Origin of the sequence: Leifsonia poae (assembly GCF_027921845.1) — a bacterium.
Lineage (GTDB): Bacteria > Actinomycetota > Actinomycetes > Actinomycetales > Microbacteriaceae > Leifsonia > Leifsonia poae.
On sequence record NZ_BSEN01000015.1, the window covers coordinates 574,228 to 588,897 of the forward strand.

A 14,670-nucleotide genomic window follows, 5' to 3' on the forward strand; every position below is an offset into this window, starting at 1 on the left:
CGTATGGAGCTCACGGAAAAGCGCCGGCCGCGTGTCGGTGTGATGGGCGGAACGTTCGATCCGATCCATCACGGCCACTTGGTGGCCGCCAGCGAGGTCGCGCAGTCCTTCGACCTCGACGAGGTCGTCTTCGTACCGACCGGACACCCTTGGCAGAAGGGCGACGTGTCGCCGGGGGAGCACCGCTACCTCATGACCGTCATCGCGACGGCGTCGAATCCGCGGTTCACCGTGAGTCGCGTCGACATCGACCGCGAAGGTCCGACGTACACGATCGACACACTGCGCGATCTCCACGAGTCGCGCCCCGAGGCCGAGCTCTTCTTCATCACCGGTGCCGACGCCATCGCTCAGATCCTGAACTGGCGCGACGTCAACGAGCTCTGGAGCCTCGCGCATTTCGTTGCTGTGAGTCGTCCGGGACATGACTTGACTATTTCTGGATTGCCGACGCAAGACGTAAGCTTGTTGGAAGTTCCGGCCCTGGCTATCTCGTCAACCGACTGCCGGGACCGGGTGAGCAGGGGATTTCCCGTCTGGTATCTGGTACCGGACGGCGTTGTTCAGTACATCTCCAAACACCATCTGTATCGGAGTGTGGCATGACTTTGTGGCAAGACCCGCCGCCACAGACACGGCGACAAGCGCGCGAGAACGAGCGTTCGCAGGCTGAGAAGGCCGCCGGTCAGGCGTCACGACGAGCCGGCACGGCAGAGCCGACGCCCGCCGGCGAGATCCCGACGATGACGACGCCATACACGTTCACCGCCGGTCGCACCGACGACGACCAAGAACCGGAGAAGCCGGCCATCCCGGCGACGGCGTTCGCCGAGCCCGGGGTCACCGCTCCGTCCCGTCCGAACCTGCCGAGCTACGGATCGTCCTTCGACGCCCTGCTCTCGCCGGAGTCCGACTCCGACTCCTCGTCGGCGTCCGACGACTCCTCCGAGCCGGATGCCGGGCTGTACCGTCAGCCGCCCGTCGCTTCGGTGCAGGAACCGGTCACCACTCCGGTGGCGCTGGTGCCCGACGCCGTGCGTCCCGCCGACGCCGCGTCGACGCCGTCGCCCGCGACGCCTGCGTCAGTGACGCAGGGCCCGGCGTCACCCGCCGCTCCCGTCGATCAGGAGCGCACCCTGACGCGTCGCGAGCTGCGGGCGATGCTGCAGGCTCAGGAGGCCAACCAGCAGGCCGGCCACATCGAGCCGACCATCCCGGTCACGTTCACCCCGCCGGCCGCGGCCGACGAGACCGCAACCGCTGCGGCTGCTCCTGCTGCTTCGCCTGATTCAACGCCCGACACGTCCACGCCCAGCGCGTGGCCCTTCGGATCGCTGACGCCGTCCTCCGCGACGCCTGCGGCGAGCCCCGCTGCAGGGGCTCCGTCGACGCCTGCCCCGCCGGTCTTCACTCCGCCGACGTTCGCGCCGGTGACGCCGGCCGAGCCGCCGGTCGCCGCACCTGCTGCGCCTGCCGCCGCGACGCCCGAGGCGCCCGCCGCTGTGCCCGAGGCGGTCGACCCGAGCGAGGAACGTCAGCCGTACACGCCGCCCGTCGGTCACTGGTCGACGGCCGCCGAGCTCGACGACAAGAACCAGCCGTTCGACCAGATCATCTCGCGCAATGTCGGCCAGTCCGGGTCCGCGACGACGACGAACGCGCTCATCCTGCCCGTCCTCCCCACGCCGGACGCCACCGGTCCGCTCACCAGCACCGGCGAGATCCTCGTGACGGGCTCGATCGACCTGCCGCGCGGGCTCGGTGCAACGGGAGCGCATCCCAACCGCATCGACTCGTCCGACCTCGACCGTCTGCTCGAGGGCGACGAGAACGAGTTCAACACGTCCGAGGTCGCGCCGATCCGCGCGTCGCGAGCCGTGAGCACGCACACCTCCACCCGCGGAGTGATCACACCCCCGAAGAAGCGCGGCGGCCGACTGCCGGTCGTGCTGTCGATCACCGCAGCGGTGCTGGGTGTCGGTGTGATCGGTCTCCTCATCGCCGCCTACGTCCTGAATGTGTTCTGATCATCCGTACCCGTCAGAACGCCAGTATCCGAACCCTCCGGGAGTCCCACCTGTGACCGCATCCGAGCACGCCCGCGAGATCCTTCAGATCGCCGCGAAGGCCGCCGATTCCAAATCGGGCGAAGATCTCGTCGCCCTCGATGTCTCCGGGCCGCTTCCGCTCACGGACGTGTTCCTCCTCGTGTCGGGGCGCGTCGAACGCAACGTCATCGCCATCGCAGGCGAGATCGAGGACCAGCTGAACGACGCGGGCGTCAAGACGCTCCGTCGCGAAGGCAAGGCCGAGGGCCGCTGGATCCTGCTCGACTTCGGCGACCTGGTCGTGCACGTCTTCCATGAGGAGGACCGGATGTACTACGCGCTCGAACGCCTCTGGAAGGACTGCCCCGTCGTTCCCCTCGAGCTGCCCGTCCACGCCGACTAGCAGGTCGACACGCGTTCGTCACCCGCCTTGCGCACATCTCGGGGGTTTCCCGGGCGCAACGGGGTGTTCTCTCATCCGCGGCTGATTCACTGAGTTCGATCCCGCCGGCGTGCGTCCGTTTCGCCGGCCCGACCGAAACGGAGCTGCCGATGAAGTGTCCCACCGACAACGCCACCCTCGTCATGAGTGAACGCAGTGGCATCGAGATCGACTACTGTCCGGAATGCCGCGGAGTCTGGCTCGACCGCGGAGAGCTCGACAAGATCATCGATCGCTCGCAGGGCACCGCGCCTGCCGCCGCCCCGTCAGCACCCGGTTACCCACCGCAGCCCACCTACGCTCAGCCGACGCAGCACGAGTACCGGCAGCAGCCTGCGTCCGGGCAGCCCGCTTACCCGTACCGCAAGAAGAAGGAGAACTGGCTCAGCGAGCTGTTCGACTGATCCGCGTGACGGCCGACTCGAGGCTCGCTCGTTTTTTTCTGTGCGCGTTCATGTAGTAGGCTGAACGAGTTGTTTCGGAGAGATCGGAAACAGCTTCTGGGTCTGTGGCGCAGCTGGTAGCGCACCTGCATGGCATGCAGGGGGTCAGGGGTTCGAGTCCCCTCAGATCCACCAAAGCCCCTGATGAACGCACAGTTCTCAGGGGCTCTTCTCTTTTGCGGCTCACCCGCCGACGCGCACGGTGTGCCCTTCAACGCTGACGATGTCGCCACGCTGCAGCTGCCGTCCGCGACGGCGATCGACCTCGCCGTTCACCGTCACGTCGCCGTTTACGATGGCCTCTTTCACATCTCCGCCGGAGTCGAGGAGCCCTGCGAACTTCACGAACTGACCGAGGCGGATGGTCTCATCGCCAACGGGGACTTCGTCGATCGGAGTTTCGTTCGTCATCCTGGAAGGCTAACCGACCATGTGCCGCCTGCGATCCGGTGGTACGACAAAGGTCGAGTGTATGAACTTCTGTGGGCGCTTCGCAGAAGTCGCATAGCCCGGGTGGAATAGGATTCGAGACGACCCAGCACACCCGCCCGACCCAGGGGGATCCACGAGATGACCGACGCGCCGCGCCACCACGAGCGTGACCAGCGCACGTCCGCTGTGCGCCACGGCCGCCTGCCTCAGCGTCGCGCCATCGGAGCGATCGCGAAGATCCTCGTCGCGATCGTCGCGGTCGTCGCGGTGAGTGCCGGGTCGGTCGCCGCATACGCCTTCTGGGATGTGACCCGTTCGATCAAGAAGGGCGTCGAGCTCGTCGCCCTGCCCGGGCACACCGCCCAGCAATCCATCCCGAGCGTCGGCGCGATCAGCGGCGGCGTGAATCTGCTCCTCGCCGGCACGGACACGCGCAGCAACCAGGGCGGCATCTACGATCTGCAGCAGGAGCAGGACGCCAGCACCGGAGCGGGCAACAACGACGTGACGATGCTGCTGCACATCGCGCAGGACCACAAGAGCGCGATGGTGATCAGCTTCCCGCGCGATCTGATGGTCCCGATCCCGGACTGTCCCGACCCGAACGGCAACGGGACGATCAGTGGCTCCGACCTCGACATGTTCAACACGGCGCTGTCGCGCGGCGGGCTGGCGTGCGTCGTGCTGACCGTCGAGAAGCTGACCGGTGCGCAGATCCCCTTCGCAGCTGCCGTCGACTTCAACGGCGTGAGCGCCATGTCGAACGCGATCGGCGGGGTGACCGTGTGTCTCGCGACGCCCGTGACCGACGAGTACACCAATCCGCCGCTCGACCTTCCCGCCGGGGAGAACACGCTCGTCGGCGACCAGGCGCTCTCCTTCCTCCGCTCGCGCCACGGTGTCGGCGACGGCAGCGACCTGGGCCGCATCAGCAACCAGCAGGTGTTCCTCTCCGCGCTGGCTCGCAAGGTGGTCAGCGGCGGCGTGCTGTCGAATCCCGTGCAGCTCTACGGGCTTGCGAAGGCGGCGGTGAAGAACATCACGCCGTCCCAGTCGCTCGCGAATCCGACGACGCTGGTGCAGATCGGACTCGCGATGAAGGAGACAGGCCTCGGCAACATGGTGTTCATGCAATACCCCGTCTACTCCGATCCGGACAACGCCAATCGCGTGGTCGTGAATCAGGACGCCGCGGACACGCTGAACAACGCCCTGGTGAAAGACCTCCCCGTTCAGCTGACGGGCACGACGGGCCGAGCGGCGGAGACCGCGCCGGCGCCGACGCTGAGCCCGGCGCCGACGACCACCCCGGCGCCCACCGCACCCTCGGCGCCGACCTCGCCCGCGACGCCCGCACCGGCGGTCACTCCGACTCCCGGCCAGACCTCTGTCCCGCTTCCTGCCGACATCACCGGCCAGACGGCGGCGCAGCAGACCTGCACCAAGGGCAACAACTAGCCGGAGCGCGGCGCGAGTCCGGCGTGAGTCCGGCGCGAGCTACGGCGATGGCGGCGTCACCAGGAAGTGCCAGCCGAGCCACCACCAGAAGAGCAGGATGGTGAGCCGCGCAGCGCGATCCGCCATGACGACGTCGAGAAGGCTGCCGAACGGGGCCAGCCGTGAGCCGTCCCGCCGCGATTGGAGGACGAGTGCCGCCATCAGGATGCCGCACACGATGAAACCCGCGATCGTCACGATCCTCATCGACGTCGTCCTCTCCGGATGAGCGCGTAGCCGCCGACCAGCCAGAGCGCGACCAGCGCGGTCCGACCGAACGGGTCGGCCAGGAGGGGGTCGACCAGGTCAGAGAGCGCCGGGAACTGCGTCGAGCCGCCGGGGGAGTTGCGTCCGAGGAGGAAGGCCGTGATCTCCCACGCGCAGCCGGCCGCGATGATCACGGACCAGACGATCGCCGCGCGTTTGATCCGTGCCGGTTCCGCACTCGCCGTCGTCGACGAGGGCGCGGACGAGGGCGCGGACGAGGGCGGGGAGCTCGGCGGGGCCGCCCACGCGATCGGCAGCAGCACGAGCCCGAGGCCGACGACGATCGCGGTGTCGGCGCCTCCGTAGAGCGGCGAGACGGCGAGGACCGCGACGAGGGTGGCGATCAGCGCGCCCGCGACCGCTATCGGCCGCCCGCGCGCGGTGCGATCCGCTCGTGCGCTCAGCGGCACACGGAGCCAGCCGAGCGACTCGAGGGTCACCAGGATGGCGACGCCGAAGAAGATCCAGGCGTCGACGGGCGCGCCTCGCAACACGTGGAAGGCGCCGGTGAACAGCAGCACCGCGACCCAGCAGGCGCGCGTGGTGGCGGCGATCCGGGCTGCACGGCGGCCGGGTCGATCAGCGAGCGTGTGCTGCTCATCCGACATGGCGCACAACAGGCTACTCCCCATCGCGGCTGGGAGCGCCCTGTAGTTGCCTTTCCGATCGCCTCCCCGTTAACTGAGAGCATGACGACCCTGAGCATGACCTCGGTACAGCGTCGGGTGCTGATCATCGCGATCCTCGCGAGCTTCGTGGCGTTCCTCGACGGCGCGGTGATCAATGTGGCCCTTCCTGCGATCTCCAAAGACCTCGGCGGCGGGCTCCCGCTTCAGCAATGGGTGGTCGATGCGTACCTCGTGACCCTCGGGTCGCTCATCCTGATCGCCGGTTCGCTCTCGGATGTCTTCGGACGCAAGCGCATCCTGTATGTCGGGCTGATCGGCTTCGGCATCACATCGCTGCTGTGCGCGTTCGCCCCGACCGGCGTGTTCCTCGTGGTCGCACGTGCTCTGCAGGGCGTCGCCGGGGCGCTCCTGGTGCCCAGTTCGCTGGCGATCATCATCTCGACCTTTGAGGGAGCCGCCCAAGCGAAGGCGATCGGCCGGTGGACGGCGTGGACGGGCGTCGCGATGATCGCCGGGCCGGTGATCGGCGGGATCTTCGTCGACACGCTGTCGTGGCGGTGGGTGTTCGTGATCAACGTCATCCCGATCGCGATCACCCTCGTGCTGATGTTCACGCTGAAGCAGGACGATCACGGGATGGGCGGCCGTATCGACGTGCTGGGCGCCGTCCTCGGGTCCGTCGGACTCGCCGGCACGGTCTACGCCCTGATCGAGCAGGGCCCGTACGGCTGGAGCAGCCCGCGGGTGTTCATCCCGCTGATCATCGGGCTGCTGATGCTGGCCGGCTTCTTCTTCTGGGAGACGCGTGCGAAGCAGCCCATGCTGCCGCTCGGCCTGTTCCGGGTGCACAACTTCTGGGTGGGCAACATCTCCACGGCACTCGTCTACGGTGCGCTGGCGTTCGGACCGCTCGTCGTGACCCTGTTCCTGCAGCAGGTCGCCGGATTCTCCGCGACGGCGGCCGGCTTCGTCTTCATCCCGTCGACGCTGTGCATGCTGCTCCTCTCCGGCTTCTTCGGAGGGCTTGCCGGAAAGTACGGCCCGCGTCTGTTCATGGCTGTCGGGCCGATCATCGCGTCGAGCGGTTTCCTCTGGCTGCTGATGATGGACTCGCACGTGAACTACTGGACCAATCTGCTGCCTGCGGTGCTGCTGTTCGGCGTCGGACTGTCGATGACGGTCGCCCCGCTCACCTCGGCGATCCTCGGCTCGATCCACCCGCAGCAGGCAGGCATCGGTTCCGCCGTGAACAATGCGATCTCGCGCATCGCCGGGCTCATCGTGGTGGCGATGGCGGGACTGATCGTGGGCGAGCAACTCGACAGGGCCGGGTTCGACAGAGCGCTCCTCTGCACGGCGTTCCTGATGCTGCTCGGCGGGATCGTCTCGGCGATCGGCATCCGCAACCACGAGCCGGCGGCCGACCCGATTCAGACGGCGACGGACTGACCCGCCAGCGCGAGCATCACGACATCGACGATGGCGCACGTCATGATGAGCTGCATCAGGCGCCGCGTCGGATCTCCACGCAGCAGGAGCACGACGCCGGTGATCGCGACCGCGAGTCCGATCGCGAAGCCGACGAGGAGGAGCGGTCGCGGCGGCCATCCGGGCCCGAGGGTGATCGTGACCGTCGCGGCGGCGAGACAGGCGAACGCGAGCAGCCCGCTCGGCACCGCCCCGAGGCGGTGCGGCATGCCCCGGATGCCCGTGCTGTCGTCGTCCGCGAGGTCGGGGAGCACGTTGGTGATGTGGGCGGCGACGCCGAGCAGGGCTCCGGCGGCGAGCACCCAGGGGGCCGGGAAGCGCGGCGGAAGGCCGCCGAGGGTCGCGATCGCCGGCAGCAGGGCGAAACTGACCGCGAACGGAACGAACGAGAACACGGTCGCCTTGAGTCCGAGGTTGTAGGCCCAACCGCCGCCGATCGCGACCGCGTGTGCGATCGCGGCGAGCGGCCCGAGCAGCAGCGTGAGGGCGATGGCGGCGACCAGAGCGATGAACGCGGCAGCGCGCACCGTGCCGACGCCGATGGCCCCGCGAGCAGCCGGTTTGTCCGCGCGGTTCACGGAGGCGTCCCGCGCGGCATCGAGCCAGTCGTTCGACCAGCCGATCGAGAGCTGGCCGAGCAGGATGCAGACGGCCAGCAGGGCGAGGCGGCCGGGGGAGTATCCGAGGCCGATTCCGAGCACCACCGCGATCACGGTGACGACGGCGGTCGGCCCGGGGTGGCTGGCCAGCAGCAGCGCCGTCACCTTGTTCGCCATGATCGACATGGTATGTGGTGTGCCGGCATCCGGTCTGCAGCGCCGCGTTGGCATCTGAGGCCGGCTGGTGTAAAAGACTTGCGTCCGGTTGCAAGGAATTGCGTAAACTATGCGCATGTCGAAACGTCTCGCAGAGGTGGCCCGCAAGGTCGGAGTGAGCGAAGCAACGGTCAGCCGCGTGCTCAATGAGAAACCCGGCGTCTCGGAGGCGACCAGACAGGCGGTGCTCACCGCTCTCGACGTGCTCGGCTACGAGCGTCCCAGCAAGCTGCGGGGCGAGCGCGCCCGGCTGGTCGGCCTGGTGCTGCCCGAACTGCAGAACCCGATCTTCCCGGCGTTCGCCGAGGTGATCGGGGGAGCGCTCGCCCAGAACGGCTACACGCCGGTGCTCTGCACCCAGACCGCCGGGGGCATCTCCGAGGCGGACTACGTCGAACTGCTCCTGCAACAGCAGGTCTCGGGCGTGGTGTTCGTCGGCGGCGCGTATGCCCAGCAGGATGCATCGCACGACCACTACTCGCGGCTCACCGACCTCAATCTGCCGACGGTTCTCGTGAACGCGCCGGTCGACGAACTCGATTTCGCGACCGTCTCCTGTGACGACACCGTCGCCACCGCTCAGGCGCTGAACCACCTGCGTTCCCTGGGCCACGAGCGGATCGGCCTCCTCCTCGGCCCCCGCGACCACGTGCCCTCCCAGCGCAAGCTCGCCGCGGCCAAGCGCATCGTGGAGAGCTGGGGCGCCCCCTTCGACGAGGAGCTCGTGGTGCACTCCCTGTACTCCCTCGAGGCCGGCCAGGCGGCCGCGACCCGTCTGCTGAACGCCGGGGTCACGGCGATCGTGTGCGCGAGCGATCCCATGGCGCTCGGCGCGATCCGGGCGGTGCGGAGGGCCGGCATGAGCGTGCCCCAGGACATCTCCATCGTCGGGTACGACGACTCGGCCCTGATGAACTGCACCGAGCCGCCGCTGACGACCGTGCGGCAGCCGATCGAGCCGATGGGCCGCACGGTGATCGAGCTGCTGCTGCGTCAGATCTCGAGCGATTCCGCCATCTCCGACGAGCTCTTCTTCGAGCCAGAGCTCGTCGTCCGGGGCTCGACCGGACCGGCGCGCGTGTCGTAACTGTTATGCAATTCAGCGCAAATGTGCGCAAACGAATTACTCATTGTTGAGTTCTTGCGTTAATCTGTCGCCATAGCTACATTTGGGTCGACGACGATGGCGCCGATGGTTTGGTGCCGCCGCGCGCCGACGACCGAACCGTCGACCCGAACGCAAGGCTGAGCGAGAACGACCGCGGAGCTACGAGCAGGGTCGCCCGACTGAAGGGCTCCTTCCGTGGATCTCCCCGTGCTCGCCGCCCAGCCGAAAGCGGGCGACTCCGCCCCCGACGCCCAGGCCGCTCCGGACCAGGCGAACACGCCGTCGCAGCTCACGCCGTCGCAGAGCGACCCGCTGTGGTGGCGCAGCGCGGTCATCTACCAGATCTACATCCGCAGCTTCGCCGACGGCAACGGCGACGGGATCGGCGACATCGCCGGAGTACGGCAGCACCTCGGCTACCTGCGCGAACTCGGCGTCGACGCGATCTGGTTCACCCCGTGGTACGAGTCCCCGCTGGCCGACGGCGGCTACGACGTCGCCGACTACCGCACGATCAACCCGGCGTTCGGCGACCTGACCGAAGCGGAAGCGCTCATCCAGGAGGCTCTCGCCCTGGGCATCCGGACGATCATCGACGTCGTCCCGAACCACATCTCCGATCAGCACCCCTGGTTCCAAGCGGCCCTCGCGGCCGGGCCGGGGTCGCCGGAGCGCGAGCGCTTCTGGTTCCGTCCCGGACGCGGGGAGCACGGCGACGAGATGCCGACCAACTGGGTCTCCAACTTCTCGGGCGAGACCTGGACGCGCACCACGAATCCTGACGGCACGCCCGGCGAGTGGTACCTGCATCTGTTCACCCCGCAGCAGCCCGACCTCAATTGGAACCATCCGGATGTGCGGGCCGAGCACGAGGCCATCCTGAAGTTCTGGTTCGACCGCGGCGTCGCCGGCGTGCGCATCGACTCGGCCGCCCTGCTCATCAAGGACCCCGAGCTCCCGGAGGTGCCGGAGGACCCGGCGCCCGGCGAGCATCCCAACGAGGACCGCGACGAGCTCCACGAGGTGTACCGGGGCTGGCGCGCGATCGCCGACTCGTACCCGGGGACCCGCGTGCTCGTCGGCGAGATCTGGCTGCCCGACATCGAGCGCTTCGCGATGTACCTGCGCGCCGATGAGCTGCACACCGCTTTCAACTTCGATTTCCTCGCACGGCCGTGGGATGCGCGGGAACTGCGCACCTCGATCGACGCGACCCTGGCGGCTCACGCCCCGGTCGGCGCCCCGAGCACCTGGGTGCTCTCGAATCACGACGTGACCCGCCCGGTCACGCGCTACGGCCGGGAGGACTCGTCGTTCGCCTTCGCGAAGAAGCGGGTCGGCACGCCGACGGATCTGGGCGTCGGCCTGCGACGCGCCCGTGCCGCGGCTCTCCTCACCGCGGCCCTCCCCGGATCCCTGTACATCTACCAGGGCGACGAGCTCGGCCTGCCCGAGGTCGAGGACCTGCCGGCCGACCGGCTCGAAGACCCGATGCACTTCCGCTCCGGCGGCGTCGACCCCGGTCGCGACGGCTGCCGGGTGCCGCTGCCGTGGCGCGGCGTCGAGCCGCCGTTCGGGTTCAGCCCGCGTGGCTCCGCCGAGGAGCCCTGGCTGCCCCAGCCGCGCACCTGGTCGCGCTTCACCGTGGAGGCGGAGCAGAGCGACGCGACGTCGATGCTCTGGCTCTACCGGCAGGCGCTGCGCATCCGGCGCTCGGAGGCGGACCTCGGCGATGGGCCGCTCGAGTGGCGCGACGGCGAAGAGGGAACGCTCGTCTTCGCACGCGGCTCCCGCTTCCTCAGCGTCACCAATCTCTCCCACCAGGCGGTGGCTCTTCCCGAGCACGTCGCCATCCTGCTCAGCAGCAGCCCGCTCGACCACGGACTGCTGCCCCCGGACTCCACGGCGTGGCTACGAACACAGCACTAGCCGCCGGAGGTCACGCGTGGTCCTGCCTCACGTGACACAGCACGACCCGCACCTCACCACCATCGAAAGGAACCGACAATGAGGTCACCAAGAACGGTTGCTGCAGTCGCAGCGATCACGATCGCCGGTGTCGGCCTGCTCGCCGGATGCTCCAGCTCCGGCAGCGGCTCGGACAGCAGCGACGGCAAGGTGAGCATCACCGTAGCCAGCCTGATCCCCGGAAGCGACAAGGCCGCGTTCAAGGCATTCGACGACCGCGTCAAGGAGTTCGAGAAGGCGAACCCGAACATCTCCGTCAAGTCGGAGGAGTACCAGTGGACGGGCCCGACCTTCGCGACGCAGCTCGCGGGCGGCACCCTGCCCGACGTGTTCAACGTGCCGTTCACCGACTCGCAGTCGCTGCTGCAGGCCGGCCAGCTCGCCGACATCACGGCCGAGGTCAAGGCGCTGTCGTACGCCGGCAAGTTCAACGAGAACGTGCTCGCTGTCGCCAAGTCCGGCGACAAGATCTACGGCATCCCGTACGGCCCGTACGCCATGGGTCTCTCGTACAACCGCGAGATCTTCACCAAGGCCGGTCTCGATCCGGACAAGCCGCCGACCACGTGGGACGAAGTGCGCGCCGACGCCAAGACGATCTCGGAGAAGGTTCCGGGTGTCGCGGGCTACATGCAGATGACCAAGGGCAACACCGGTGGCTGGGAGCTCACGACCACGGTGTACGCACGCGGTGGCCGGATGGAGACCACCGACGGCGGCAAGACGAAGGTCACGACCAATAACCCGGTCACCAAGGAGGCTCTGCAGTTCCTGCACGACGTGCGCTGGGAGGACAACGCCGCCGGAAGCAACTTCCTGCTCGACTGGAGCGGCATCAACCAGGCGTTCGGCGCCGGCCAGGTCGCGATGTACCCGAGCGGCTCGGATGTGCTTACCGCTCTCGTGCAGCAGAACAACGTGGACCCGAAGAACTACGGTCTGACGGCGCTCCCGCTGTCCGACTCGTCGGATGCCGGTGTTCTGGTCGGCGGCAACGTCGCGGCGGTCAGCCCGAAGTCGACGGCGGCCCAGCGGACGGCGGCGGTCAAGTGGATCGACTTCTACTACATGCAGAAGCTGCTCGACAAGACGCAGGCCATCGCCGACGCCAAGGTGCTCGCCAAGTCGAACCAGCCGGTCGGCGTCCCCACGCTCCCGGTCTTCGACAAGGCCACCTACGACCAGACGCTGTCCTGGATCAAGCCGGAGGTGAACATCCCGCTCGAGAACGTCGCGCCGTTCACCGACAAGATCTTCGACGCGAACCTCGTGCCCGAGCCGAACAAGCACACGCAGGAGCTCTACGGTGCCCTCGACTCGGTGGTGCAGGCGGTGCTGACGCAGAAGAACGCCAACGTCGATCAGCTGCTGACGACGGTCGACACGAACATCCAGAAGCTCGTCGACGCCGACAAGTAGTGAACACCCGGTGACGGTGGCCGACCACCGCACCACCCGGCTGGCGGGGCGTCACGCGCCCCGCCGGCCGTCGGCCGTATGCGGCCCTACGCACTCGCACCACCCGAAGAGAAAGCACAGCAGCCCATGACAGCGATCGACCGGCCGAGAACGACCTCGCGCAGAGTCGTCAGACGCACACCGTTGACCTGGCTCCGTGGGGGAGGACTCAGCAATCTCGTCTTCCTCCTGCCGATGCTGGTCATCTTCGGTGTCTTCTCCTGGTGGCCCATCGTGCGCGCCGTCGTGATGAGTTTCCAGCACACCAACCTGATCGCGCCGCCGACGTTCGTCGGCTGGGACAACTTCGTGCAGGTCGTCAACGACCCCCTGTTCTGGACCTCGGTGGGGAACACCGGATGGTTCGCCCTCCTGGCCCTGATCCTCGGCTATCCGATCCCGCTGATCGCGGCGGTGCTGATGAGCGAGCTCAAGCGGGCGAAGGGGCTCTACAGCGCGCTCGCGTACCTCCCGGTCGTCGTCCCGCCCGTCGTCGCCGTGCTCCTCTGGAAGTTCTTCTACGACGCGAGCCCGACCGGCGTCTTCAACACGGTCCTCGGCTGGGTGGGCATCCCGCCTCAGCCCTGGATCCAGGATGCGACGCAGGCGATGCCGTCGCTCGTCGTCGAGGCCACCTGGGCGGCGGCCGGCGGCACCATCATCATCTACCTGGCCGCCATCACCGGTGTCGCGCCGGAGCTCTACGACGCGGCCGAGGTCGACGGCGCGAACATCTGGCAGAAGATCTGGCATGTGACGATGCCGCAGCTGCGGGGCATCCTGCTGATCACCCTCATTCTCCAGATCATCGGGACCGCGCAGGTGTTCCTCGAGCCGTTCCTCTTCACCGGCGGCGGCCCGGTCAATGCGACCGTCACGGTGCTGCTGCTGATCTACCGCTACGCATTCGAGAACAGCCTCGGCGGCGACTACGGAGCGGCGACCGCGCTGAGCCTGATGCTCGCGGCGTTCCTCGCCATCCTCTCCCTCGTGTACTTCCGCCTCACCAAGTCCTGGAGCCAGAATTGACCACGTCCACTGATTTCACGCCCGAGGTCATGAACGTCATGACCGACGAGCTCGAGGACTCCGGCCTCACTCCGCAGGACCCGCGCGGACGCCGCCGTCGTCGCAAGACGCGGGCGAAGGCGAGCGCCGACACGAGCGACCGCGGCATCCTCTCGCCGTCGGACTGGCACCGGCCGGGCATCCGGTGGGGGACCAGGATCACGCACGTCGTGCTGCTGCTGGTGCTGATCGTCGTCGGCCTCGGCCCGCTGCTCTGGCTGGCGAAGTCGGCGATCACGCCGACGCAGGACACCCTGCGCACGCCGATGGCGCTGTTCCCGAACGGCGTCGACTGGGCGAACCTGTCGACTGCGTGGTCGACGGTGCACATCGACGTGCAGTTCATGAACACCATCTGGGTGGCCCTCGGTTCATGGATCATGCAGATCGTCGTGGCGACCACCGCCGGCTACGCCCTCAGCGTGCTGCGCCCCAAGTACGGCAAGGTGATCTACGGACTCGTGCTCGGCACCCTGTTCGTGCCCTCCGTCGTGCTGCTGGTACCGCTCTACCTCACGATCCTCAACCCGCCGCTGCTCGGCACCTCGCTGATCAACACGTTCTGGGCGGTCTGGCTGCCCGCCGGAGCGAGCGCGTTCAACGTGGTGCTGATCAAGCGCTTCTTCGACAACCTGCCGCGCGAGGTGTTCGAGGCGGCGCGCACCGACGGAGCCGGGCCTTTCCGGCTGTTCTGGTCGATCGTGCTGCCGATGTCGAAGCCGATCCTCGGCGTCGTCTCCGTGTTCGCGATCATCGCCGCCTGGAAGGACTACCTGTGGCCGCTGCTCGTGCTGCGGGACCCGGCGATCCAGCCCCTGTCGGTGCGGCTGCCGACCCTGCAGGCGGCGATCCAGCTCGACGTCTACCTGGCCGCTCTGGCGATCTCGACGCTCATCCCGATCGTGCTGTTCCTGATCTTCCAGGGGCTGTTCCTGCGCAGCGCCGGCCTGGGAGGAGCGGTCAAGGGCTGACCCGACCGGCGTCCCGGCGCGCGCCCGGCGATTACC

Annotated in this window: 15 protein-coding genes and 1 tRNA gene; 12 read left to right on the forward strand and 4 right to left on the reverse strand. The window is 68.0% G+C overall.

What is annotated here, in order from left to right:
* Positions 1-3 precede the first annotated feature (3 nt).
* From nadD to PKE84_RS17500, 5 genes are all read left to right on the forward strand, one after another.
* Complete coding sequence (gene nadD, locus PKE84_RS17480; protein ID WP_271178526.1) at positions 4-606, forward strand: nicotinate-nucleotide adenylyltransferase; 603 nt, start codon at positions 4-6, stop codon at positions 604-606.
* Positions 603-2,027: a hypothetical protein gene (locus PKE84_RS17485; protein ID WP_271178527.1), complete on the forward strand. Its 1,425-nt coding sequence runs from the start codon at positions 603-605 to the stop codon at positions 2,025-2,027. Before nadD ends, PKE84_RS17485 begins: the two co-directional genes overlap by 4 nt.
* 52 nt (positions 2,028-2,079) lie before the next feature.
* The gene (gene rsfS, locus PKE84_RS17490) at positions 2,080-2,451 is read left to right on the forward strand and encodes a ribosome silencing factor (RefSeq protein ID WP_271178528.1); all 372 of its coding nucleotides are present in this window, start codon (positions 2,080-2,082) and stop codon (positions 2,449-2,451) included.
* A 149-nt stretch (positions 2,452-2,600) separates the two neighbouring features.
* On the forward strand, positions 2,601-2,894 hold the full coding sequence (locus tag PKE84_RS17495; protein ID WP_271178529.1) for a TFIIB-type zinc ribbon-containing protein: 294 nt from the start codon (positions 2,601-2,603) through the stop codon (positions 2,892-2,894).
* A 98-nt stretch (positions 2,895-2,992) separates the two neighbouring features.
* Positions 2,993-3,068 (forward strand) — tRNA-Ala (locus PKE84_RS17500).
* Between the two features lie 48 nt (positions 3,069-3,116).
* Here the strand turns inward: PKE84_RS17500 and PKE84_RS17505 are convergent.
* Positions 3,117-3,344, reverse strand: coding sequence for an RNA-binding S4 domain-containing protein (locus PKE84_RS17505; protein WP_271178530.1), 228 nt, complete (start codon positions 3,342-3,344; stop codon positions 3,117-3,119).
* A 159-nt stretch (positions 3,345-3,503) separates the two neighbouring features.
* Between PKE84_RS17505 and PKE84_RS17510 the strand changes: the two genes are divergently transcribed.
* Positions 3,504-4,823 carry an LCP family protein gene (locus PKE84_RS17510; RefSeq protein ID WP_271178531.1) on the forward strand — a complete coding sequence of 440 codons (1,320 nt, stop codon included), beginning with the start codon at positions 3,504-3,506 and terminating at the stop codon, positions 4,821-4,823.
* 39 nt (positions 4,824-4,862) lie between these two features.
* Here PKE84_RS17510 and PKE84_RS17515 read toward each other — a convergent pair whose 3' ends face one another.
* Together PKE84_RS17515 and PKE84_RS17520 are read right to left on the reverse strand one after the other, a co-directional pair.
* The gene (locus PKE84_RS17515; protein ID WP_271178532.1) at positions 4,863-5,069 is read right to left on the reverse strand and encodes a DUF6186 family protein; all 207 of its coding nucleotides are present in this window, start codon (positions 5,067-5,069) and stop codon (positions 4,863-4,865) included.
* Positions 5,066-5,737, reverse strand: a complete 672-nt coding sequence (locus tag PKE84_RS17520; protein WP_271178533.1) for a hypothetical protein — start codon at positions 5,735-5,737, stop codon at positions 5,066-5,068. The genes PKE84_RS17515 and PKE84_RS17520 overlap by 4 nt, the downstream gene beginning before the upstream one ends.
* Positions 5,738-5,818: 81 nt before the next feature.
* Here PKE84_RS17520 and PKE84_RS17525 point away from each other — a divergent pair, with 81 nt between their 5' ends.
* A complete protein-coding gene (locus tag PKE84_RS17525) occupies positions 5,819-7,207 on the forward strand; it encodes an MFS transporter (protein WP_271178534.1) in 1,389 nt (462 codons plus the stop codon).
* Here the strand turns inward: PKE84_RS17525 and PKE84_RS17530 are convergent.
* Positions 7,189-8,022: a UbiA family prenyltransferase gene (locus PKE84_RS17530; protein WP_271178535.1), complete on the reverse strand. Its 834-nt coding sequence runs from the start codon at positions 8,020-8,022 to the stop codon at positions 7,189-7,191. The genes PKE84_RS17525 and PKE84_RS17530 overlap by 19 nt on opposite strands.
* A gap of 115 nt (positions 8,023-8,137) precedes the next feature.
* On the opposite strand from PKE84_RS17530, the gene PKE84_RS17535 reads away from it, so the two are divergent.
* The 5 genes from PKE84_RS17535 (at position 8,138) to PKE84_RS17555 (ending at position 14,634) form a co-directional block, all read left to right on the forward strand.
* Positions 8,138-9,148 (forward strand): LacI family DNA-binding transcriptional regulator, encoded by a 1,011-nt coding sequence (locus PKE84_RS17535; RefSeq protein WP_271178536.1) that lies wholly within the window; start codon positions 8,138-8,140, stop codon positions 9,146-9,148.
* Between the two features lie 333 nt (positions 9,149-9,481).
* Positions 9,482-11,098, forward strand: a complete 1,617-nt coding sequence (locus PKE84_RS17540) for a glycoside hydrolase family 13 protein (protein WP_271178935.1) — start codon at positions 9,482-9,484, stop codon at positions 11,096-11,098.
* Positions 11,099-11,176: 78 nt separating this feature from the next.
* Entirely contained in the window at positions 11,177-12,556 is a 1,380-nt protein-coding gene (locus PKE84_RS17545; RefSeq protein ID WP_271178537.1) for an extracellular solute-binding protein, read from the forward strand.
* 126 nt (positions 12,557-12,682) lie between these two features.
* Entirely contained in the window at positions 12,683-13,624 is a 942-nt protein-coding gene (locus PKE84_RS17550) for a carbohydrate ABC transporter permease (RefSeq protein WP_271178538.1), read from the forward strand.
* A complete protein-coding gene (locus PKE84_RS17555; protein WP_373877162.1) occupies positions 13,621-14,634 on the forward strand; it encodes a carbohydrate ABC transporter permease in 1,014 nt (337 codons plus the stop codon). The genes PKE84_RS17550 and PKE84_RS17555 overlap by 4 nt, the downstream gene beginning before the upstream one ends.
* The last annotated feature ends 36 nt before the right edge of the window (positions 14,635-14,670 follow it).